The 21,000-nt window shown below is 71.9% G+C and carries 18 protein-coding genes and 1 pseudogene; 10 read left to right on the top strand and 9 right to left on the bottom strand.

Annotation, left to right across the window (positions count from 1 at the left end; genetic code table 11):
* The coding region (locus ACTHJJ_RS02610; protein WP_440301376.1) for an AAA domain-containing protein at positions 1-3,840 on the top strand (3,840 nt) is incomplete at its 5' end.
* 151 nt (positions 3,841-3,991) lie between these two features.
* The gene (locus ACTHJJ_RS02605) at positions 3,992-4,372 is read left to right on the top strand and encodes a tetratricopeptide repeat protein (protein ID WP_440301375.1); all 381 of its coding nucleotides are present in this window, start codon (positions 3,992-3,994) and stop codon (positions 4,370-4,372) included.
* Between the two features lie 200 nt (positions 4,373-4,572).
* On the opposite strand, the gene mscL is transcribed toward ACTHJJ_RS02605, so the two are convergent.
* From mscL to ACTHJJ_RS02590, 3 genes are all read right to left on the bottom strand, one after another.
* On the bottom strand, positions 4,573-4,938 hold the full coding sequence (mscL, locus tag ACTHJJ_RS02600; RefSeq protein ID WP_440301374.1) for a large conductance mechanosensitive channel protein MscL: 366 nt from the start codon (positions 4,936-4,938) through the stop codon (positions 4,573-4,575).
* 128 nt (positions 4,939-5,066) lie between these two features.
* Entirely contained in the window at positions 5,067-5,642 is a 576-nt protein-coding gene (locus ACTHJJ_RS02595; protein WP_440301373.1) for an SAF domain-containing protein, read from the bottom strand.
* A 202-nt stretch (positions 5,643-5,844) separates the two neighbouring features.
* Positions 5,845-6,720, bottom strand: coding sequence for an S-methyl-5'-thioadenosine phosphorylase (locus ACTHJJ_RS02590; RefSeq protein ID WP_440301372.1), 876 nt, complete (start codon positions 6,718-6,720; stop codon positions 5,845-5,847).
* Between the two features lie 81 nt (positions 6,721-6,801).
* On the opposite strand from ACTHJJ_RS02590, the gene ACTHJJ_RS02585 reads away from it, so the two are divergent.
* Positions 6,802-6,954 (top strand): hypothetical protein, encoded by a 153-nt coding sequence (locus tag ACTHJJ_RS02585; protein WP_440301377.1) that lies wholly within the window; start codon positions 6,802-6,804, stop codon positions 6,952-6,954.
* 14 nt (positions 6,955-6,968) lie between these two features.
* Here ACTHJJ_RS02585 and ACTHJJ_RS02580 read toward each other — a convergent pair.
* Both ACTHJJ_RS02580 and ACTHJJ_RS02575 read right to left on the bottom strand, forming a co-directional pair.
* Positions 6,969-7,112, bottom strand: a pseudogene (locus ACTHJJ_RS02580) (FmdB family zinc ribbon protein); the annotation flags it as partial.
* A gap of 38 nt (positions 7,113-7,150) precedes the next feature.
* Positions 7,151-8,671 (bottom strand): potassium/proton antiporter, encoded by a 1,521-nt coding sequence (locus ACTHJJ_RS02575; protein ID WP_440301371.1) that lies wholly within the window; start codon positions 8,669-8,671, stop codon positions 7,151-7,153.
* A 141-nt stretch (positions 8,672-8,812) separates the two neighbouring features.
* On the opposite strand from ACTHJJ_RS02575, the gene ACTHJJ_RS02570 reads away from it, so the two are divergent.
* Positions 8,813-11,392 carry a penicillin acylase family protein gene (locus ACTHJJ_RS02570; protein ID WP_440301370.1) on the top strand — a complete coding sequence of 860 codons (2,580 nt, stop codon included), beginning with the start codon at positions 8,813-8,815 and terminating at the stop codon, positions 11,390-11,392.
* Here ACTHJJ_RS02570 and ACTHJJ_RS02565 read toward each other — a convergent pair.
* Positions 11,370-11,972 (bottom strand): 5-formyltetrahydrofolate cyclo-ligase, encoded by a 603-nt coding sequence (locus ACTHJJ_RS02565; protein ID WP_440301369.1) that lies wholly within the window; start codon positions 11,970-11,972, stop codon positions 11,370-11,372. The genes ACTHJJ_RS02570 and ACTHJJ_RS02565 overlap by 23 nt on opposite strands.
* Before the next feature lie 14 nt (positions 11,973-11,986).
* Here ACTHJJ_RS02565 and ACTHJJ_RS02560 point away from each other — a divergent pair, with 14 nt between their 5' ends.
* From ACTHJJ_RS02560 to ACTHJJ_RS02535, 6 genes are all read left to right on the top strand, one after another.
* A complete protein-coding gene (locus ACTHJJ_RS02560; RefSeq protein WP_440301368.1) occupies positions 11,987-13,366 on the top strand; it encodes a UTP--glucose-1-phosphate uridylyltransferase in 1,380 nt (459 codons plus the stop codon).
* Between the two features lie 2 nt (positions 13,367-13,368).
* Complete coding sequence (locus ACTHJJ_RS02555; RefSeq protein ID WP_440301367.1) at positions 13,369-14,607, top strand: molybdopterin molybdotransferase MoeA; 1,239 nt, start codon at positions 13,369-13,371, stop codon at positions 14,605-14,607.
* Positions 14,604-15,083, top strand: coding sequence for a cyclic pyranopterin monophosphate synthase MoaC (moaC, locus tag ACTHJJ_RS02550; protein WP_440301366.1), 480 nt, complete (start codon positions 14,604-14,606; stop codon positions 15,081-15,083). The genes ACTHJJ_RS02555 and moaC overlap by 4 nt, the downstream gene beginning before the upstream one ends.
* Positions 15,076-15,585 (top strand): MogA/MoaB family molybdenum cofactor biosynthesis protein, encoded by a 510-nt coding sequence (locus tag ACTHJJ_RS02545; protein ID WP_440301365.1) that lies wholly within the window; start codon positions 15,076-15,078, stop codon positions 15,583-15,585. The genes moaC and ACTHJJ_RS02545 overlap by 8 nt, the downstream gene beginning before the upstream one ends.
* An 18-nt stretch (positions 15,586-15,603) precedes the next feature.
* Complete coding sequence (locus ACTHJJ_RS02540; protein ID WP_440301364.1) at positions 15,604-16,242, top strand: GNAT family N-acetyltransferase; 639 nt, start codon at positions 15,604-15,606, stop codon at positions 16,240-16,242.
* 70 nt (positions 16,243-16,312) lie between these two features.
* The gene (locus ACTHJJ_RS02535; RefSeq protein WP_440301363.1) at positions 16,313-17,368 is read left to right on the top strand and encodes a hypothetical protein; all 1,056 of its coding nucleotides are present in this window, start codon (positions 16,313-16,315) and stop codon (positions 17,366-17,368) included.
* Positions 17,369-17,377: 9 nt separating this feature from the next.
* On the opposite strand, the gene ACTHJJ_RS02530 is transcribed toward ACTHJJ_RS02535, so the two are convergent.
* From ACTHJJ_RS02530 to ACTHJJ_RS02520, 3 genes are all read right to left on the bottom strand, one after another.
* The gene (locus tag ACTHJJ_RS02530) at positions 17,378-18,481 is read right to left on the bottom strand and encodes an AI-2E family transporter (protein WP_440301362.1); all 1,104 of its coding nucleotides are present in this window, start codon (positions 18,479-18,481) and stop codon (positions 17,378-17,380) included.
* 81 nt (positions 18,482-18,562) lie between these two features.
* Positions 18,563-19,390 (bottom strand): DUF72 domain-containing protein, encoded by an 828-nt coding sequence (locus ACTHJJ_RS02525; protein WP_440301361.1) that lies wholly within the window; start codon positions 19,388-19,390, stop codon positions 18,563-18,565.
* Between the two features lie 724 nt (positions 19,391-20,114).
* Positions 20,115-21,000 (bottom strand): putative Ig domain-containing protein (locus ACTHJJ_RS02520; protein WP_440301360.1); only part of this gene is annotated, 886 nt, incomplete at its 5' end.

The raw sequence follows: 21,000 nt of genomic DNA, 5'->3' as shown, positions 1-21,000 counted from the left end.
AGCGACCTCTTCCGCGAGCCCGGTGCCCTCGACGAGGCGCGCCACCGGGCACGAGCCATCCGGGCGAAGGCGCTCGAGCTGCAGGAGGAGCGCGGCATCGCGGCCGGCTTCATCGCGATCGGCATGGCCACGTGGTCGGTGCCGCGCGCCGCCCGGCCGCCGGCGGCGCCCGTCCTGCTCCGCACCTGCCTCCTGCGGCCCACCGGTGCCGCCCAGGAGGACTTCGAGATCGTCCTCGGGCCCGACGCGGAGTTCAACCCGGTGCTGCGCGAGTACCTGCGGTCCGAGCAGGGCATCGAGGTCGACGGAGACGCGCTCGCCGATCTCGCCGAGGTCGGCAACGCGTTCGACCCCTACCCCTCGTATGCCGCCCTCACCCACGCCTGTGCCGCGATCCCCGCCTTCCACATCGCCCCGCGGCTCGTCATCGGCACGTTCTCCTACGCCAAGCTCCCGATGGTGGCTGACCTCGGTCTGCAGGGGGACACCCTCGCCGACCACGACGTCGTCGCCGCCCTCGCCGGGGACGAGTCCGCGCTCGCCGCCGTCCGGCTGCGGGTCCCCGAGACCGACCCCGACCCCGACCCGGAGCGGGAGCACCTGGTCCTCGACGCTGACTCGTCGCAGCAGGCCGCGATCGACGCGGTGCGGGCCGGGGCACATCTGGTCATCAAGGGACCGCCCGGCACCGGCAAGTCCCAGACCATCGCCAACCTCGTCGCCGCGCTCGCCGCCGAGGGCAAGTCGGTGCTCTTCGTCGCCGAGAAGCGTGCCGCCATCGACGCGGTCGTCTCCCGCCTCGACCGGCTCGGCCTCGGCGACCTCGTGCTCGACGCGCACGACGGCACGACGAACCGTCGTGCCGTCGCCAAGCAGTTCGCGGCCACTCTCGACGCCGCGCTCGAGCACCGGCCGCCGACGAGTGACCCGACGGCCGAGATCCTGCGCGACCGGCGCTCCCGGCTCGTCCGGCACGTCCGAGCGCTGCACCGGGTCCGGGAGCCCTGGGGCATCGCGGCGCACGACGTCCAGGAGGCGATGGCCGAGCTCGCGAGCCGCCGCCCCGCCCCGACTTCGCACGTCCGGCTCACCGGTCCCGACATCCTCGGGCTCAGCCGGGCCCGGGCGGTCGAGCTCGGCCGCCGGCTGAGGGACGCCGTCGGCCTCGGCGCGTGGACGTCGGACGGGGACGACCCGTGGTTCGGTGCGCGCATCCTCACGACCGATGACGCGGCCCGGGCCCTCGACATCACGACGCGGCTCGGCTCGACCGACCTGGAGTCGGTCGCCGCGCACCTCAACGGCATCCTCTTCGAGTCCCAGGTGCCCGAGGCGAACTCGCTGGCCGACTGGCAGTCCGCCTTCGCGACGATGTCCCACGTGCGGCACACCCTCGAGGTATTCCGCCCGCAGATCTTCGACGTGCCCCTGACCGAGCCGATCGCCGCCACGGCGAGCCGCGAGTGGCGCCTGGAGCACGACGTCCAGATGGGCTGGCTGACCCGGCGCCGGGTCGCGCACCAGACGAAGCGGCTGCTCCGCCCGGGGCGTCCACCGGCGAACCTCCACGAGGAGCTCGTGGCCGCCAGCGAGCAGCGCGCCCACTGGGCCGCCCTCGTCGGTGGCGGCGGCCGGCCGGAGATCTCGCCGCGACTCGACGAGGGCATCGAGCTGCTCGAGCGAGTCGGCGCCGACCTCGACTGGCTGGCGTCCCGGCTCGCGACGGACGAGAACGGGGACGACCTGCGGGCGATGCCGCTCGCCCAGCTGCGTGAGCGGCTCGGCGCGCTCGCGGCCCGACCCGAACGGCTCGCGGTCCTGCCCAACGTCACCGGTGCGCTCGACGACGTCCGGGCGGCCGGCCTGGGTGCCGTCGTCGACGACCTCGCCGCGCGAGGAGTCCCCGCCGAGGCGGTCACCGCCGAGGTCGAGCACGTGTGGTGGGCCTCGGTCGGCCAGGACATCACGGTCCGCGACCCCGACTACGGCGCACACGACGGCACCGGCCTGCGCCGTGCGGTCGACGAGTACATCGAGGCCGACCACGCGCACCTCGCCGCGACGGTCGAGCGGGTCCGCAGCTCCGTGGCCCGCAACATCCGCGAGACGCTCTCGGACAACCCGGCGCACGAGGCGCTCGTCCGGGCCGAGGCGGGCAAGGCCCGTCGGCACAAGGCCCTCCGTGACCTCGTGCCGCAGGCCGGGCGCACGCTGACCGCCATCAAGCCGTGCTGGGCCATGAGCCCGCTCGTCGTCGCCTCGACCCTCCCTCCCGGCCGCTGGTTCGACGTGGTCATCTTCGACGAGGCCTCGCAGATCCAGCCCGCCCAGGCGGTCTCGGCGATCTCCCGCGGTCGGCAGGTCGTGGTCGCCGGGGACGAGCGACAGCTGCCCCCCACGAACTTCTTCACGGTCGTCTCCGAGGACGAACCCAGCTCCGACGAGGACGTTCTGACCGACGGCTTCGAGTCGATCCTCGACGTCCTCGCCGCCGCGCTGCCGACGCGCCAGCTGACCTGGCACTACCGCTCGCGCGACGAGCGGCTCATCGCCTTCGCCAACGAGGCGATGTACGACGGCACCCTCACGACCTTCCCCGGCACCTCGCTCGCGTCCTCGGTCCGGTTCGAGCCGGTCGACGGGGTGGCCCGGGTCGAGCACGGGGTGCAGTCGATCGAGACGACCCAGTCCGAGGTCGACCGGGTCGTGGCGCTCGTCCTCGAACACGCCCGGACCCGGCCCGAGGAGAGCCTCGGCGTCATCGCCCTCGGGATCACCCACGCCATCCGACTCCAGGAGGCCGTGACCGAGGCGCTTCGCGGTGCCCCCGACCTGGCGCCGTTCTTCGCCGAGGACCGCGACGAGCGCTTCTTCGTCAAGAACCTCGAACGGGTCCAGGGCGACGAGCGCGACGCGATCATCCTCTCGGTCGGCTACGGCAAGACGCCGCACGGCCGGGTCCTGCACCGGTTCGGTCCGCTCAACCTCGAGGGGGGTGAGCGCCGCCTCAACGTGGCGATGACCCGAGCCCGACGCCGCATGACCGTCGTCTCCGCGCTCCATGCTGCCGACCTCGACCCAGCCCGGCTGAAGGCCCGCGGTGCGCTGATGCTGCGCGACTTCCTGGCCTACGCCGAGCGCGGTGGTGACGTGAGCAGTGCGCCCGAGACGGTCGCGCCCGCGGCGGCCGACCCGCTGCGCCACGACCTCGCCGAGCGGCTCCGCCGCGCCGGCCTCACCGTCCACGAGGACCACGGCTCCGGGGCACAACGGATCGACCTCGCGGTCGAGGACCCGTACCACCGCGGGCACGGCCTGCTCGCCGTCGAGACCGATGGGCCCCGGTATGCCGCTCACCGCAGTACGCGTGAGCGTGACCGGCTGCGCGCGGAGCAGCTCGGGCGTCTCGGCTGGCAGCACGTGCGGGTGTGGTCGACCGACGTGTTCCGCGATCCGGCGCGCGAGATCGCCCGCATCGTCTCCATGGCCCGCGACGAGACGTTCGCCTCGCGGGCGGAGGCCGCCGGCAGTGCCCTCGGCGACGAGGGGGCCGATGTTTCCGGCGAAGGCTCCGGGAATGGCCCCGATGGTGCAGAGCGCTGTGAGGGGTCGGCCCACGGGCCCGAGGACGTCGACGCGACGGCGAAGGGCAAGGGCCGCCGCAAGCGGCGGCGTGCGTTCCGGAAGGGAACCGGCACCGCTGAGGCGTTGGGCGACGGCGAGGGCTACGGCCCGACACAGGACGACCTCGACCTCGGTTGGGGCGACGGGAGCGGCGGCGACGACGGCCCCACCCGGGACCGCTGGCTCGAGGAGCAGCGCCCGCCCCACTACGAGTGACCCGATCGAGAGCCGGAGGCCCCACGATCGAGAGCACAGTCCCCACGATCGAGAGGGCGCTCCTCACGATCGACGGCGCAGCAGGAGCACGTCGACCGGCTGGGTACGTACGAGGAATGCGAACCGTTCTCACGATGTTGAGGGCTGCATGATGACCAGTTCGACCCCGTTCTCGCTGCGCCTCGCGTGGGCGCAGAGCCTCTACGACCTCGGCGACCACCGCGCCGCGGCAAAGGAGCTCGCCGCCCTGGTGGACGAGGCCGAAGGTCAGGAGCTGCTGCACGGGACGACGGAGCTGCGGCTGCTCCTGGCTCGCGCCTACTATCACTCGGCCCAGCTCGCTCGCGCCGAGGCTGTCCTCGTCGAGCTCATCGAGGAGGCCCCGACGGACGCCTATGCGCACCTCCTGCTCGGCCGGACCCTCCAGCGTGCCGGCCGCCACGACGAGGCGAAGCGTCCCCTCGCGCTGGCGGAGATCCTCGGCGACTACGAGCGCCCGAAGGCCCACGGCGAGCCCAGCGACAACGGCTGAGCGGCACTCGGCTCGCGTCATACGGCCCGCCGGCTCGGGCTGAGCGGGGCGGTCGTGAGCCAACGGGGCGGTAGACCGTCCAGCTCACCCTCGAACGGACCGTTCGGGGGTGGAGAGTGCGGGTGGGGAAGCACCGCGGCGGGGTGTGAGCCAACCGGCTCCCGCCCCGCCGCGCGTCTGTGTGCGCAGGGCCGCGGAGCTCAGCGGACGCGGAGCGCGTCGCGGATCTCGGTGAGGAGCACCACCTCGTCGGACTGGCCGTCAGGCGCCTCGACACCCTGCCGCCGGCGGCGGGCGGCGAGCGCGTTGAGCGGCACGACGACGGCGAAGTAGACCGCCGCCGCGATGATGAGGAAGCTGATGACGGCGGTGATGAACGCGCCGACGTGGATGCCGTCGGGCTCCCAGTTCGAGAAGTTCGGCTGTCCGCCCGCCTTGCCGACGAGGTCGAGGATGATGGCGACGAAGGCGTCGATGACCGCCTTGAAGGCGAGGCCGATGACGACCGCGACGGCAAGCTCCACGACGTTGCCGCGGGTGATGAAGTCCTTGAAGCCCTTCAGCATGGTGGGTTCCTTTCGAGTACGAAGACCCCTGAACGAGGTTCACGACGGACAAGACTGCCGGCGAGGAACTGCTGAGAATGTGCTGGTCGTGGCCGCTGCGACCAGCAGCAGCGTAGCGCCGGGCCGAGTCACCCGGAACGCAGCGCGACCACGAAGATCTCGCCGGCCTGCAGCGTGGAGACGGACCGCGCAACCGCGCTCGCGCTCGGCTGGTTGAGCGCGAGGGTGATGCTCGCGGCACCCCCCGACGACCACGCCGATGCCTCGGGGACGCGGGTCGCGAGGACCGTCACATCGCTCGCCACCCGCTCGCCGGACCCGCTCGCGTAGAGGTCGACGCGGCTGCCCGCGGTGACCCCGGCCGCCTGGGGATCGAGGACCGGCACACTCATCGCCACCGTCCCCTGCGGCTGCCCGGCGAGCATCCCGGGCCCGCGGAGCCGGGAGGTCGTCAGCACCTCGCGGGCGGTCAGAGGAGCTGCGAGGACTTGGCCGATGACGCCGTCGACCTCGGAGACGGCCGTCTCGGGCCGTTGGACCGGCGGTCGCGGCTCGACGACGAGGTCGTCGGCGCCGAGGACGACGCCGGACGGCAGGTCGTGGGCCGCAACCACGGTCGGCAGCCCTGGTGCCGCGGATCCCCGCGGGGTGAGCGCGGTGACGCCGAGAAAGCCGGCGATGGCGGCAAGGAATGCGGCAGCCACGCGGCGCAGGCGGTTTCGCCGCGCGACCCGGCGCCGTCCCGTCCGCGCCAGGCCCGGCCGCGCCGACCGGCGACGCTGCCGCACCGGGGCCGCGCCCCGGCCCTCATGGGCTGGCCCGCCGGCCCGCTCCGGTCTCACTCCGGCACCGGCCGGCGGGGCGGGCAGCTGGGGCGGGCGGCGGCGCAGCACCGGTCGCCGCCCCTCAGCGACCCGGGATCGCGAAGGGGAGCGTGATCCCGTCGAGACTGCGTCGGCACGGGCACGTGGCGGCCTCGTCCTCCTCGGCCGGGGGGAGGCCGGCGATGATGTCGCGCAGCACGACCTTGAGATCGTCCACGTTGCGCGCGAAGACCCGCATCACCTCCTCGTGGGTGACCGCCTCGCCACCGTCGATGCCGGAGTCGTAGTCGGTGACCATGGCGAGGCTCGTGAAGCACATCGCAAGCTCCCGGGCCAGTGCCGCCTCGGGCATCGTGGTCATCCCGACGACCGTGCCGCCCGCCTGCTGGTTCATCAGGGACTCGGCCCGTGAGGAGAACCTCGGACCGTTGATGACGACGAGGGTGCCGCCGTCGGCGACCCCATGTCCGGACCGCTGGGCTGACTGCGCGGCGACGGCACGACCCCTGGGGCAGTAGGGGTCGGCGAACCCGACGTGCACGACCGGGCCCTCGACGTCGTAGAAGGTGTGGGCGCGACCCCAGGTGCGGTCGATGATCTGGTCCGGCACGACGAAGGTGCCCGGACCGTGCTCGGCGCGCAGCGACCCGACGGCACAGGGAGCGATGACCTGGCGGACGCCGACGGCACGCAGCGCCCAGAGGTTCGCGCGGTAGTTGACCTGGTGCGGCGGGTAGCGGTGGCCCTTGCCGTGGCGCGCCACGAAGGCGACCCGGCGACCGGCGACCTCACCGACGACGAGCGGATCGCTTGGTGGGCCGAAGGGCGTCTCGACCTCGACCGTCTCGTGCTGGTCGAGGAACTCGTAGAGCCCCGACCCGCCGATGACACCGATCTCGGCCTGCGCATCGGTGGACGACGCAGGGGGCGGGCTGGGGCTGCTCGGAGAGGTGGTCATGCCGGAAGCCTAGGCGCGAGCGGTCACCCGCTCGGCGGCATACTCCCGGCCTGTGGAGGGCCCCGAGAGGGTCAGGAGGCTGTGGACGACGCGGCCGGGGTGGCGCTGCCGGAGCTGTCCGACGACGAGGAGGCCGTGCTGGAGCTGGCGCTCGACTCGCTCGACTCGCTCGACGACGCCGCGGACGAGCCCGACGATGACGACGTCGTCGACGCCTTCGAGTCGGTGCGGTAGAAGCCGGAGCCCTTGAACGCGATGCCGACGGGGTGGATCACCTTGCGCAGCTGGAGCTCGCCGCACTCCGGGCACTTCAGCAGCGGGTCGTCGCTGAAGGACTGGCGGATGTCGAACGCGTGGTCACAGGACCGGCAGGCATAGGAGTACGTGGGCACGGGAGTCTTTCGGACGGTCTGGTTGGACTGGTTCGATTCTACGTCCAGTCGGCCAGTCGCCCGCCCTGGCTCACCGCACGGATCCGCCGCTCGGCAGGGTCCCTGGCCTGTGCCGTCGCGACGACGAGGAACTGGTCGCCGTGCTTCAGTGTCGTGTGCTGGTCGGGGACGAACGACGTGTCGCCACGGACCACGAGCGCCACGTGGGAGCCGCGGGGCAGCCGCAGCTCGAACAGCGCCACGCCGTGCAGGCGCGAGCTCTCCCCGACCGACACCTGCAGCACGTCCGCGCCGATCTCGGCGAGCGGCACCGACTCGAGGTCGACGTCGACCGCGGCGACCCCTTCGGTCAGCCGCAGCCGGCGTGCGACCCAGCCGAGGGTCGGCGCCTGGACGATCGTGAAGACCGCGACGAGGACGAAGACGAGATCGAAGATCCACTCGGTGTTCGGCGTGCCGGTCGTGAGCGGGACCGTCGCGAGGACGATGGGGACCGCCCCTCGCAGGCCCGCCCAGGACAGGAAGGCCTGCTCGCGCCACGAGAACCGGAACCACGACGTCGAGATCCACACGGACACGGGCCGGGCGACGAGGAGCAGCACCAGCCCGATGACGACCGCCGGGACGATCTGCTCGTCGAGCCGGCGGGGGTCGGCGAGGAGCCCGAGCATGACGAACAGGCCGATCTGGGCGATCCAACCCATGGCGTTCGCGAAGGAGCGGAAGCTCGCCCGGTGAGGGAGATGCATGTTGCCGAGGACGAGCGCGGCCACGTAGGTGCCGAGGAAGCCCGAGACGTGCGTGAGCGCCCCCAGGGCATAGGCCAGGACGGTCAGCGACAGGATGCCGATCGAGAAGAGGGCCGAGGATGCGGTGACGACCCGGCGCAGGACCTGCCCACCCACCCAGCCGACGACGAGGCCGACCACCGCGCCGCCGGCGAGCTCGAGCCGGGCGTGCCAGGCGAGGTCGTACCACGTGTGCGACTCGCCTCCGGGTGCGCCTTGCACCGCGAACGACACGACGAGGATGACGACGGGGGCGTCGTTGAAGCCCGACTCCGCCTCGAGGGTGCCGGCGAGGCGGCGGGGGAGCGGCACGTTCCGCAGCACGGCGAAGACGGCCGCGGCGTCCGTCGACGTGACGATCGCCCCGATGAGCAGGGAGATCGTCCACGAGAGGGGCAGGAAGGCGTGGACCGCGACGGCGACGACGAGGACCGAGACGACGACGCCGACCGTCGCGAGCAGCCCTGCCGGTGCCACGGCACCGCGGATCTTGTCCCAGGAGGTCGTCAGTCCGCCCTCGGCGAGGATGAGCACGAGCGCCGCGTAGCCGAGCACCCGGGTGATCGATGCGGAGTCGAACTGGATCCCGAGGACGGCATTGCCGAGCAGGAGCCCGATGCCGAGGTAGATGAGCAGGGACGGCATGCCCGAGCGGGTCGACAGGCGGACCGCCGCGACGGCGACGAGCAGGACGATCGATCCGACGAGGAGCACGCGTGTGAGGTCGTCGAGAGTCATCCCCGACGACGTGATCGACGCAAGTGTGGTCACACGGGCTCCTGGCGTGCGGCTGCGACAATGAAACCATCCCGCCCGCCCGGACTCGTGGGCAGGACCCGTTCTCATAACGACTCGCCCGCCACGACGGATGGCGTGACCGTCGCGCTCTGGGCGTGACCTACGCTCGGGGGCGTGTCCCGGATCAAGCTCGTGCGCCGCATCAGCCTGTCGGTGATCGTCCTCGTGGTGCTCGCGCTCGTCGCAGCGGGCATCCTCGCGATCTCGACGGTGCGGCACTCGTTCCCCCAGCAGAGCGGGCAGCTGCGCATCGAGGGTCTCACGAGCACCGTCACGGTGACCCGTGACGCCCGCGGCATCCCGACGATCACCGCGGACAACTCCGCGGATCTCTTCCGGGCGCAGGGCTACGTCAGCGCCCAGGACCGGTTCTTCGAGATGGACCTGCGCCGGCACGTCACCGCGGGCCGGCTCGCCGAGCTCGTCGGTGAGCCGGGGGTCGAGACGGACGCGGTCATCCGCACCATGGGCTGGCGCCGGGTCGCAGAGCAGGAGCTGCCCAAGCTGCGGCCGGAGACCCGCCAGTACCTCCAGGCGTACGCCGACGGCGTCAACGCCTACATCCACCACGCCGAGAGCCCCGGCGAGATGTCCCTCGAGTACACCCTGCTGGCCCGCAACAACCCCGGCTACCGGGTCGAGGACTGGACGCCGGTCGACTCACTGGCCTGGCTCAAGGCGATGGCCTGGGACCTGCGGGGCGACTACTCGGACGAGCTCGCCCGGGCCCGGCTCTCCCGGCGGACGTCCGTCAAGCAGATCTCGCTGCTCTACCCGGCCTACCCGATGGACCGGAACCTGCCGATCCTCTCGTCGGAGGACTGGCACCCCACCAAGGCCGCGGAGCAGGCGGCTGCGCCCCTGCCCGAGGGGCTCGTCAAGCCGCTCGCCCAGTCCGACGGCCAGGCCGCCTTCGAGAACACCGCGGCCGCCATCGACGCGATCCCGGCCCTGCTCGGCAAGGGCGACGACATCGGCTCCAACTCGTGGGTCGTCTCCGGATCCCGCACCACGACGGGCAAGCCGCTCCTCGCCAACGACCCGCACCTCAAGCTCGGCATCCCCAGCATCTGGAGCCAGGTCAACCTCCAGTGCCGCACCGTCACGCCGCAGTGCCCGTTCCAGGTGTCCGGGTTCACCTTCTCGGGCCTGCCCGGCGTCGTCATCGGGCACAACGCCCGGATCGCCTGGGGCTTCACCAACCTCGGCCCGGACGTGACCGACTTCTACCTCGAGCAGGTCGACGGCGAGAACTACCTGCGAGACGGCGTCCAGAAACCGCTCGAGTCGCGCACGGAGACGATCAAGGTCGCCGGCGGCAGGGACGTCACGATCACCGTCCGCAGCACCCTGCACGGGCCGATCATGTCCGACGTCGTCCCGGGCATCGCCGAGGCCGGCGACCGGGTGGTCGTGCGCGGCGCGCCGCAGTCCAACCGGTATGCCGTGTCGCTGGCCTGGACGGCGCTGACCCCCAACAACACCGCGGACGCGATCTTCGCACTCGACACCGCGGGCAACTGGGACCAGTTCCGCAAGGCCGCAGCCCAGTTCGCGGTCCCGTCGCAGAACCTCGTCTACGCCGACGTCGAGGGGCACATCGGCTACCAGGCGCCGGGGCTGATCCCGGTGCGGCGCGCCTCGACGCCCGGCGCGGCCCCCGGCTACTGGCCGTCTCCAGGATGGGACAGCGAGTGGGACTGGCGCGGCTACGTCCCCTTCGACGAGCTGCCGCACGTGCTCGACCCCAGCGACGGGCTCATCGTCACGGCGAACCAGGCCGTCACGGCGAGCAGCACCCCGTTCCTCACCTCTGAGTGGGACTACGGCTTCCGGGCCCAGCGGATCCGCAACCTGCTCGAGTCGACCCCCAAGGTCTCGCCCGAGCTGATGTCGCAGATCCAGGGCGACACCCGCAACACCTTCGCGCCCGTGCTCGTCGAGCACCTGCTCGGCGTCCAGGTTGACGACTTCACCGCGCAGGCCCAGCGGCTGCTCACGCAGTGGGACTACAGCCAGCCCAACGACAAGTCCCGCAACTCGGCGGCCGCCGCCTACTACAACGCCGTGTGGAAGCACCTGCTCGAGTACACCTTCGACGAGCTCCCGCCCGACATCGCGCCCGACGGCGGCAGCCGCTGGATGGTGGTGATGGAGCAGCTGCTCAAGGACCCCAAGAACGACTGGTGGGACGACAAGACCACGCCCGGTGTCGTCGAGACGTCCGGCGAGATCCTGAAGCGCGCGCTCGTCGACGCCCGGCTCGACCTGGCGCGCAAGTTGGGCAAGGAGCCGGTGACGTGGCGCTGGGGCCGGCTGCACGAGCTCAACCTCGAGCACCAGGTCATGGGCGGCGACTCCGTCCCCGGGGTGATCCGCCAGATCTTCAACCGGGGCGGGATCGAGCTCGGCGGCGGCAACTCCATCGTCGACGCCAATGCCTGGAACGCCTCGGCTCCCGGCTATGACGTCACGGCGGGCCCGTCGATGCGGATGGTCGTCGACCTGTCCAACCTCGATGCCTCGCGCTGGGTGAACTCGACCGGCCAGAGCGGTCATGCGATGTCGGACCACTACGCGGACCAGGTCGACGCCTGGGCGGCGAACGAGACCTTCCCGTGGCCGTTCACGCCGGCCGCGACGGACAAGGCGGCCGAGGAGCGGCTGACCCTCAGCCCGGCGGCTCGCCCCTGAGCCAGACCAGCCGCCCCGTCGTCGTCACGAAGCCGTCGACGAGCTGGTCGTGCGCCTCCAGCGGGAGCAGCTCCTCGCTCTCCTCGCCCTCGTGCAGCAGCGCGACGACAGGCGTCCCCGGGCGGCGGTGTGCCAGCGCCCGGTCGTAGCAGCCGCCGCCCTGCCCGAGCCGGGCGCCGCGCGTGTCGACGGTGAGCCCCGGGACCACGACGAGTCCGCACGTCGCGAGCGCCTCCGCGCCGAGCACGTCCGTGCCCTCCGGCACCGTCCCGCGGGCCACCCGTGCCGGGTCCGCGACCGCGCCGTGGACGGCATACGTCCACTCGAGCGAGAAGTCGGCGAGCGTGATCGGCACGATGACCTCGTGCCCTGCCTCGAGGAGCGCGTCGACGAGACGGTCGGTGGGCGGTTCCCCCGGGAGGGAGAGGTAGGCCGCCGTGCGGGCGCCGGCCGGAACGATCCTGAGGACCGTGGTGGCGATCGCCTCTGCGGCCGCCTCACGGTCCAGCTGCGCGGCGAGACCGGAGCGGCGGGCGCGGGCTACCCGTCGTAGGTCTCCCTTGGCGCTCACAGGCCCCATCGTAAAGTGACCCTATGAGCGACGAGGGGCTGCGTCAGTCGATCGACCGCATGCGAGCGCGCGGCATCAGCAGCGAGGCCATCCGCGTCTTCCGGCACTACTACAACCAGCTCGAGGACGGCGCCCTCGGCGTCATCCCGGAGGCGACGATCGAGCCGCTGGGCGACATCCAGCGGCTCCAGGCGGTCGAGGTGGCCGACGAGATGGCCCGCCACGCCCTGTCGCAGACGGCCGTCATCAAGCTCAACGGCGGCCTCGGCACGACGATGGGCATGAACGGGGCGAAGTCGGCGCTCCCGGTCGTCGGGGGCCTCAGCTTCCTCGACATCATCGCCCAGCAGACCCTCGCGCTGCGTAAGCGGTGGGGGGTCGAGGTGCCGCTCATCTTCATGAACTCGTTCCGCACCTCCGAGGAGACCCTCGAGGCCTTGCGGGCCTACCCGGACCTCGAGGTCGAGGGAGTCCCGCTCGAGTTCATCCAGAACGCCGAGCCGAAGCTACGTGCCCGCGACCTCTGCCCGGTCGACTGGCCGGCCGACCCAGAGCTCGAGTGGTGCCCGCCCGGACACGGCGACGTCTTCGTGTCGATGCTGACCTCAGGCCTCATCGAGACCCTGCTCGACCGGGGGATCCGCTACGTCTTCATCTCCAACGCCGACAACCTCGGCGCGACCTGCGACCCCGACCTCGCCGGATGGATGGTCGACCACGACCTCCCCTACGTCGCCGAGGTCTGCGAGCGGACCCCGAGCGACCGCAAGGGCGGCCACCTCGCCGTGCGCAAGGCCGACGGCCGGCTCGTCCTGCGGGACCTGGCGATGGTCTATCCGGGCGAGGAGGAGTACTTCCGCGACATCGAGCGCCACTCGACCTTCCACGCCAACAACATCTGGATCAACCTCGAGGCGCTGGACCGGCGCATGGCCCAACGCAAGGGCGTGCTCGGGCTGCCGATCATCATCAACCGCAAGAACGTCGACCCGTCGGACAAGACGTCCCCGAAGGTGGTCCAGCTCGAGTCAGCGATGGGTGGCGCGATCGAGATCTTCGAGCGGTCCGAGGCACTCCTCGTGCCGCGCACCCGCTTCCGTCCCGTCAAGACGACGAACGACCTGCTCGTCATGCGCTCCGACTTCTTCCGCCTCGACGACGACTACCGCGTGGTGGCCGCGCGCTCCGGCCCGGAGCCCTTCGTCGACCTCGACGACGCGTGGTTCAAGCTGATCCCCGGCTTCGAGGAGCACTTCCCCCACGGGGTCCCGTCCCTGCGGGACTGCACCAGCCTCACCGTCCGCGGTGACGTAACCTTCGGCCGCGACGTCCGCTGTGTCGGGAAGGTGCTCGTGGACGGCCCCGACCAGGTGCCGGACGGTGCCGTCATCGGGGAGGCGTGAGCATGCGAACCGCCACCGAACACCTCGAGGCCATTCTGGGCCAGACCAAGGTCGCGCCCCGCCAGCGGGTGCCCCTCGCCGAGGCGGTCGGCCTTGTCCTCGACGAGGACGTCACGGCTGCCGTCGACCTGCCGGGCTTCGACAACTCCGCCATGGACGGGTATGCCGTGCAGGCCGCCTCGCTCGCGGGTGCCGACCGTGCACCGGTCGAGCTGCGCATCGTCGGCGAGCTCGCCGCCGGAGCCGACCGGGACGTCAAGGTCGGCCCCGGGGAGGCCGCGCGGATCATGACCGGCGCGCCCATGCCCGACGGGGCCGATGCGGTCATCCCAGTCGAGCAGACCGACGGCGCCGCCGACGGAGTCGTCGCCTGCCGGGCCGAGGTGGCCCCCGGCCCGTTCGTCCGGCGCCGCGGCGAGGACGTCCGGGCCGGCAGTGCCGTCGCCTGGGCGGGCAACGTGGTGGGCCCCCGCACGGTCGCCCTCATCGCCGCCAGCGGACACTCCGAGTGCGTCGTCCACCGGCGTCCGCACGTCGTCGTCGTCCCGACCGGGGACGAGCTCGTCCGGCCCGGAGAACCACTGGGGCCCGGGCAGATCCATGACTCGAACTCCACGATGCTGCAGGCCGCCGCCGTCGCAGCCGGGGCGACCGCGGAGATCCGGTCCGCCGTCGGCGACGACGAGGACGAGCTCATCCGCGTGCTCGACGAGGCGATGGCCCACGCCGACGCCATCGTGACGACGGGCGGCGTCTCGATGGGCGCCTACGACGTCGTCAAGTCCGCCCTCAAGGACAAGGGGATCGACTTCGTCTCCGTCGCGATGCAGCCGGGCAAGCCCCAGGGCTTCGGCCAGCTCGTCGGGTCGTCGCCCGCGCGCCAGGTGCCGCTCTTCGCCCTGCCCGGCAACCCCGTGTCGTCGTACGTCTCGTTCGAGCTGTTCGTCCGGCCCGCGCTGCGCCGGATGATGCGCCTCGAGCCGGAGACCCGGCCGGTGCACCGGGCGGTCGTGACGCAGGCGCTGCGCTCGACAGCCGGCCGTGAGCAGTTCGCTCGGGCTGTCGTGACCCGCGACGCCGCCGGCCAGCTGCTCGCCGAGCCGGTGGCGGGCCAGGGGTCGCACTTCATCGCCGACCTCTCACGCGCCAACGCGCTGCTCGTCGTCCCAGCGTCGGTGACCGAGGTGGCCGCGGGCGACCCGCTCGACGTCATCCTCCTCGACGGGGAGGTGCGCTCGTGAGCAGCGAGGGAGCCCGGCTGACCCATGTCCGCGGCGACGGCACCGCCCACATGGTCGACGTATCGGCGAAAGCCGTCACGGCCCGGCAGGCGAGTGCCGCCGGCCGCGTCCTGCTCGCCTCCGCCGCGATCGCCGCCCTGCGGTCGGGCAACGTGCCGAAGGGCGACGCACTCGCAGTCGCCCGCATCGCCGGGATCCAGGCGGTGAAACGCACCCCCGACCTCATCCCCCTGGCCCACCCGATCGCGGTCCACGGTGTCGAGGTCGACCTGACGGTCGAGGACGACGGGGTCTCGATCACGGCGACCGTCCGGACGGCGGACCGCACCGGGATCGAGATGGAGGCTCTCACCGCCGTCACGGTCGCGGCGCTGGCGCTCATCGATATGGTCAAGGCCGTGGACAAGCACGGGCGGATCACCGACGTGCGGGTCACGGCCAAGTCCGGCGGACGCTCAGGAGACTGGAGTGAGTGACAAAGACCTGATCGGAGAGGACCGGCGCGCGGTCGTCATCGTCGCGTCCACCCGCGCCGCGCGCGGCACCTACCCCGACCGGTCCGGCCCGATCCTCGTCGACCGGCTCCGGGAGTGGGGCTTCGAGGTGCCGGATCCGATCGTCGTCCCCGACGGCGACGAGTTCGGGCGCGCCCTGCGGGTCGCCCTCAGCTCGGAGCCCGACCTCGTCCTCACGTCCGGCGGTACCGGCCTCACGCCGACCGACCTGACCCCAGAGATGACCGCACCGCTCATCGACCTGATCGTCCCGGGCGTCGCCGAGGCGCTCCGGGCGGCCGGGATCGCCAAGGGCGTGCCGACCGCGATGCTCTCCCGGGGCCTGACGGGCCTCGCCGGTCGGACCTTCGTGGCTAACCTGCCCGGGTCGAGAGGCGCGGTCGTCGACGCGCTCGAGGTCCTCGAGCACGTGCTCGCCCACATCCTCGTGCAGATCCCCGGCAGCGACCACGAGAGTGCCTAACGGGTCAGGGACCGGGTCGTGAAGCTGCACTGGAGGCCGCACCGCGGCTCCCACGCGCCCTGGCCGGTCGTGTTGACCGACGACATGGGAGCGCCGCCGATCACGCTGCGTCCGCTACGCGTCGGCGACGAGGACGACTGGCACCGGATCCGCTCGGACAACGCCAGCCACGTCAAACCGTGGGAGCCGACCCTGCCCCCCGGTGTGCGTGCGCGGCCGGCCGTGTCCTTCCGGCAGTTCGTCCGGGACCTCGACGCGGAGGCCCGGGCGGACCACGTGCTGCCGTGGGTCGTCGACGTCGAGGGTCACATCGTCGGGCAGGTCCACATCTTCGGCATCGTCCGGGGAGCCCAGCAGTCCGCGGCCGTCGGGTACTGGCTCGACCGGGCGGCGGGGGGACAGGGCATCGCGACCCGCGCGGTGGCGCTCGCGATGGACCACGCCCTGAGGGGCGCCGGCCTGCACCGCGTCGAGGTCAACATCCGCCTCGACAACGAGCGCTCGCTCGGCGTCGTGCGGCGACTCGGCTTGCGGGACGAGGGAATTCGCCAGCGGTTCCTCCACATCGACGGTGCCTGGCGAGACCATCGGACGTTCGCCGTGACGGTCGAGGAGCTCGGTCCCGGAGGGTTGCTCGGACGGTTGCAGGATCGATAGCGCCCCGGTCTTGCGCGACACGCAACGAATGTGCATGGTGTGACGCATGTGACGGCCTACCGTTGGTGCCGTGCAAGTGGGCAGCCTGATCTTCGTCGTCATCGTGGCGACTTGGGCTGCCTACCTTCTCCAGCACTGGATCCGCCGTCGTGAGGACGCGGCCGCGACGCGGACCGTCGACCAGTTCTCCGGGGCCGTGCGTGTCCTCGAGAAGCGCGCTCCCGCACCGGTCGTCGCGACGACCGGCTCGCCGTTCGTGGCCCGGCGCACCACGCCTACCGCCCACCGCACCACTGCAGAGGTGGCCCCGATGAGCAGCTCACCCGCACCTGGACCCCACCGCCCCGAGCGCGTTGACCGCCGTCCGGCGCGGCCCGCCCCCCGACCCGCCGCCCCGGTCGTGCCCCGTTGGCGCCGCCAGCTCCGTGGCGTGCTGCTGCTCCTCTCGCTCCTGTGGGTGCCGACCTCGGTCGTCCTCGCGGTCCTGCACGTCCTGCTCTGGATCACGGTGCCCCTCGCCGTCCTCACCGTTGTCGCGGTCTTCGCCTGGCTCCGGCTCGAGGTGCGCGCCGACCGTGCCCGGGCGGAGCGGTTCCGCGAGGAGTCCCGCGGGATGCGGCACTCCGACAGCGACATCGACGACCCGGACACCACGAGGCGGAGCAGGCGCACTCGGCCGCTCACGGCCGACGACACCCAGGTGATCCACGCCCCGGAGACGGCTGCGGCCGAGCGGGTTGCGGAGCGGGTCCCGGCCGAGCGCGCGGTGGGGGCGGAGGAGGCCGCCGCCACGAGGTCTGCCACGCACGCGGTCTCGAGCGCCGTCTCCGAGCAGGCCGCCGGCGCGCAGGAACCGGCGCGTCGGGAGGCCGGCTCAGCCGCATACGACTTCGCGGCCGAGCTGGCCCGCGATGCTGCCCAGGCGCCCGCACCGCAGCCCCCGGAGGAGGGCAAGTGGAGCCCGGTGCCGGTGCCGCCGCCGACCTACACGATGAAGGCGAAGGCCGAGCCGCGCATGACGGCGGCAGGGATCCCCGCGGACGTCTTCGCGACGCCGGAGTTCGCCGAGGAGGCGGAGGAGCTCGACGAGCGCGCCCTCTTCGTGCGGCGGGCCGCCAACCTCTGACCTCGACGGTCAGGCCTTCGCGGGCGCCTGCCCCTCCTGGGCCGACTCACTGAGCTCGCTGTCGATCTCGCTCTCCGACTCGCCCGAGAGCAGATGCTTGCCGACGGCGTTGAGGATCGCCATCGTCGGGACCGCGATGAGGGCGCCGACGATGCCGGCGATGATCGAGCCGGTCGCGATGCCGAGGATGACGGCGAGCGGGTGGACGCTCACGGCGCGGCCGAGCAGGAACGGCTGGAGCACGTGCGACTCCAGCTGCTGCACCGCGATGACGACGGCGAGCATGATCAGGGCGATTCCAGGCCCGTGCGCGACGAGCGCGAGCAGGACGGCGACGGCGCCGGAGACGAGCGCGCCGACGATCGGGATGAAGGACAGGAGGAAGACGAGCACCCCGATCGCGAGGGCGAACGGCACCTTGAGGATCGCCGCGCCGAGCGAGATGCCGATCGCGTCGACCGCGGCGACGATGATCGTCGCCCGGACGAAGGCGGAAAGCTGGTCCCAGGCGATCGCGCCCGACGAGTCGGCTTTCCCGCGAGCGGCGCGGGGGAAGAGCTGGACGATCCAGCCCCAGATGCGGGGCCCGTCGTAGAGGAAGAAGAACAGCGCGAACAGCATGACGAAGATCCCGGCGAGGAAGTGTGTCGCGGTCACCCCGATCGATGCGGCGGTCGCCCCGAGGTCGCCGGACTTGCTGATCGAGTCCTTGATGCTGTCGAAGTACTGGTTGAACTGGGTGTCGGTGATGTGGAACGTCGAGCGGATCCAGTCGCGGATCTGGCTCACGCCGACGGCGACCTGAGCGGTGAGCTGGCCGAACCCGTGCGTGAACTGGGTGCCGACGAGGGTGAGCAGCCCACCGAGCACGACGATCGTGCCGAGCACGGTGATGCCCGTCGCGCCGGCGAGCGGCATGTGCTTGTGCAGCCGCAGGGCGAGGGGCCGCAGCAGCGCCGTGAGCAGCAGCGCGACCGCGACGGGGATGACGACCTCGGAGACGAACCCGATGCCGAGGTAGATGGCGATGAGGGCAGCGACGATGAGCAGCAGGCGCCAGGCCCACTCGCTCGCCTCACGGATGCCGTGCGGCACGGTGGTCTTGTCGGTCACGTGCACACCGTATGCCGCCCAGCCTCGGTCGCGTGCACGCGACCCTCGCGCCTTCCCGGCCCTTCCGCCGAGTGGGCGGCGTCAGCGGAGGCGGTCGAGGAGCCGGACGGCGTCGTGCGGCGCATGGCCCTTGGAGTCGTTGTCGAAATAGACGTACGTGTCGTGCCCGCCGGCGAGCCACTCGCGACACTGGGCGGCCCACCGGTCGAGGGACTCATCGGTGTAGCCGCTCGCGTAGAGCTCGGTCTCGCCGTGCAGCCGGACGTAGCGGAAGTCGCTCGTCGCGTCGGGCATGGTCGGCCAGACCCCCGCGCTGTCGGCGACCACCATGCAGATTCCGTGCTCGGCCAGGATCGCCCGCGCCTCCGGCGTCTCGAAGCTCGGGTGGCGGGGCTCGAGCGCATGCCGGATCGGTTGGCCGGCGTCGACGTCCGGCGCGATGTCGGTGCGAACCCGGTCGTCGCCGAGCTTGTCGTCGTGCTGTGCCGCGAGGGCGGCCGCTTCGCCGTGGGTGCGCGGGAGGAGCGTGAAGAACCGGTCGAGACGCTCCGGGCTCAGCGGCATACGGGCCGGCAGCTGCCAGAGCACGGGACCGAGCTTGTGTCCGAGTCCCAGGACGCCCGAGGCGAAGAAGTTGGCGAGCGGGGTCTCGACGTCGTGCAGCTGCTTGAGGTGCGTGATGAAGCGGCCGCCCTTGACGGCGAAGACGAATTCGTCCGGTGTCGCCGCGGCCCAGGCGGCATACGAGCTGGGGCGCTGCAGCGAGTAGAAGGAGCCGTTGATCTCGAGGGAGGGCATCCGCTCCGCGGCGTAGCTCAGCTCTTCGCGCTGGCGCAGCCCCTTCGGGTAGAAGTCGCCGCGCCAGCGCGGGTAGCGCCATCCTGACACTCCGACGTAGCTGCGGCTCATGTCGGGAGCCTAGGGGTGGCGCGCGGCTCAGGCGAGCGAGGGCCGCGCTTCGTCAGGGAGAGATCGCTCAGCGGAGGGCCGAGGAACTCGGCACCAGGTCCGTCACCGTCGCGGCGGACTGTGCAGGCGGATCTGCCCGGCCGAGAACGACCAGGCCCGTTCGCGCCGTTGCCTGCGGGCAGTTCGAGAGGGATGTGCTACGGCCCGAGCGACGGGCCGTACGTCTGCGGCAGGCTCGAGCTCAGCAGGTCGCCTCCGTCCGACCGATAGCGGTCACGGGACGCCGCGGGCCGAGGGGGACGACGACACCCCGCCGGGGGTCGCGCACCCCCAGTCCGCTTCGCGACCCCCACCGGGGCGTCCTGCACGGTTCGTCCAGTTCCGGTTCTCTAAGGCACAGCGCCGGGCCGAGGTGCGGGCCAACCAAGTTGGGCGGAACATGACCTCGCTCCCGCAGGAGTACGGCGTCAGGGGCGACATCATCCGTGACCTGCTACACCGCTCGGTGCAGCCCTCCCGGGCCAGCTGAGTGATGCCGACATTTTGACCGAGGTCCGAGCCTGGCACGCGGGCCGAACCTAGCGCGTCGTGACCCGTTGGCGACGAAGAAGCGCAGGGTGTGGACCTCGTCCGTTGGCCAGGCGGTTCTTCCACGGTCATCTTGTTCGGCCGGTCCGTCCCTGCCTGCACGTGCCCAGACACCCGCCCGACGGGACCGCGCAGGTCACCCCGTTTCGGTCTCGTGCCGCCGACGGCGGGCCCGGACGGTTAGCGCCACTCCGGTCATGACCAGCACCAAAGCCGCGCCCAGCGCCAGGCGCAGGTCGGTGGCTAGGCGCATGAATGTCAGGCCCTCGTCCTCGCTCGCCCGGACCGCATCTTGGCTGCCTTGGCCAGGGTTGGGAGGCGTCGGGCCCGAGTCGGCGGCGGAGCGCGGAGTCACCACGGTCGTGTCGTCCAGGTACCGAGCCGCGCCGTTCACCCCGCGGCCAGCGGCCACGACGGTCTTCGCGCCGAGGTCGTCCGCCACCGTCACGGCGACGCTGAAGCGCCCGGTAGCGTCGGCGTAGCCATGGGCCAACACCCGTCGCTTGCCGCTACCGTCGTACCAGCCGATCTCGATCAGCGCTCCGGGACGGTAACCGCTGCCAGTGACCGTGAGCACCTGCCCGGCACGCACCTTCGACGGCACGCCTACCAGCGTGCCTGCCGGCATCGGTCGGGTGGACGGTAGCGCGACGGCGGCTACCTTCGTGACGGTGGGCATCTGCCCGGGATGCACCTTCGACGGCACATCGCCCGGCGTGCCTGCCGGCGTCGGTCGGGTGGACGGCAGCGCGACGGCAGCCGCCTTCCTGACTCTGATCATGAAGGCTTGAGTCGTCTCGGGTGCGATGCCGTTGCTGGCCGTGATCGTCAGCGGGAAGGTGCCTGCCGCGGTCGGGGTGCCGGCGAGGGTGGCGGTGCCATCACCGTTGTCGGTGAAGCTGACCCCCGAGGGCAGGGCGCCGGTCTTGGTGATCGTCGTCGCGGTCGGGAACCCGGCCGTGGTGGTCACCGTGTAGCTGCCGGCGCTGCCCTTGGTGAAGGTCGCGCGGTCCGCGCTGGTG

It is taken from the genome of Intrasporangium sp. (genome assembly GCF_051961875.1).
Taxonomy (GTDB): domain Bacteria; phylum Actinomycetota; class Actinomycetes; order Actinomycetales; family Dermatophilaceae; genus Intrasporangium_A.
The sequence above is the reverse complement of the archived record's forward strand: the minus strand, read 5'-3'. Positions and strand labels throughout refer to the sequence as shown.

Excerpts from the sequence above, each read along its gene's own strand:
- ACTHJJ_RS02525 (WP_440301361.1), bottom strand. The coding sequence starts at position 19,390 with ATGAGCCGCAGCTACGTCGGAGTGTCAGGATGGCGCTACCCGCGCTGG.
- mscL (WP_440301374.1), bottom strand. The coding sequence starts at position 4,938 with ATGCTGAAGGGCTTCAAGGACTTCATCACCCGCGGCAACGTCGTGGAG.
- ACTHJJ_RS02555 (WP_440301367.1), top strand. The coding sequence starts at position 13,369 with ATGCGAACCGCCACCGAACACCTCGAGGCCATTCTGGGCCAGACCAAG.
- ACTHJJ_RS02605 (WP_440301375.1), top strand. The coding sequence starts at position 3,992 with ATGACCAGTTCGACCCCGTTCTCGCTGCGCCTCGCGTGGGCGCAGAGC.
- ACTHJJ_RS02565 (WP_440301369.1), bottom strand. The coding sequence starts at position 11,972 with ATGGGGCCTGTGAGCGCCAAGGGAGACCTACGACGGGTAGCCCGCGCC.
- ACTHJJ_RS02560 (WP_440301368.1), top strand. The coding sequence starts at position 11,987 with ATGAGCGACGAGGGGCTGCGTCAGTCGATCGACCGCATGCGAGCGCGC.
- ACTHJJ_RS02590 (WP_440301372.1), bottom strand. The coding sequence starts at position 6,720 with ATGACCACCTCTCCGAGCAGCCCCAGCCCGCCCCCTGCGTCGTCCACC.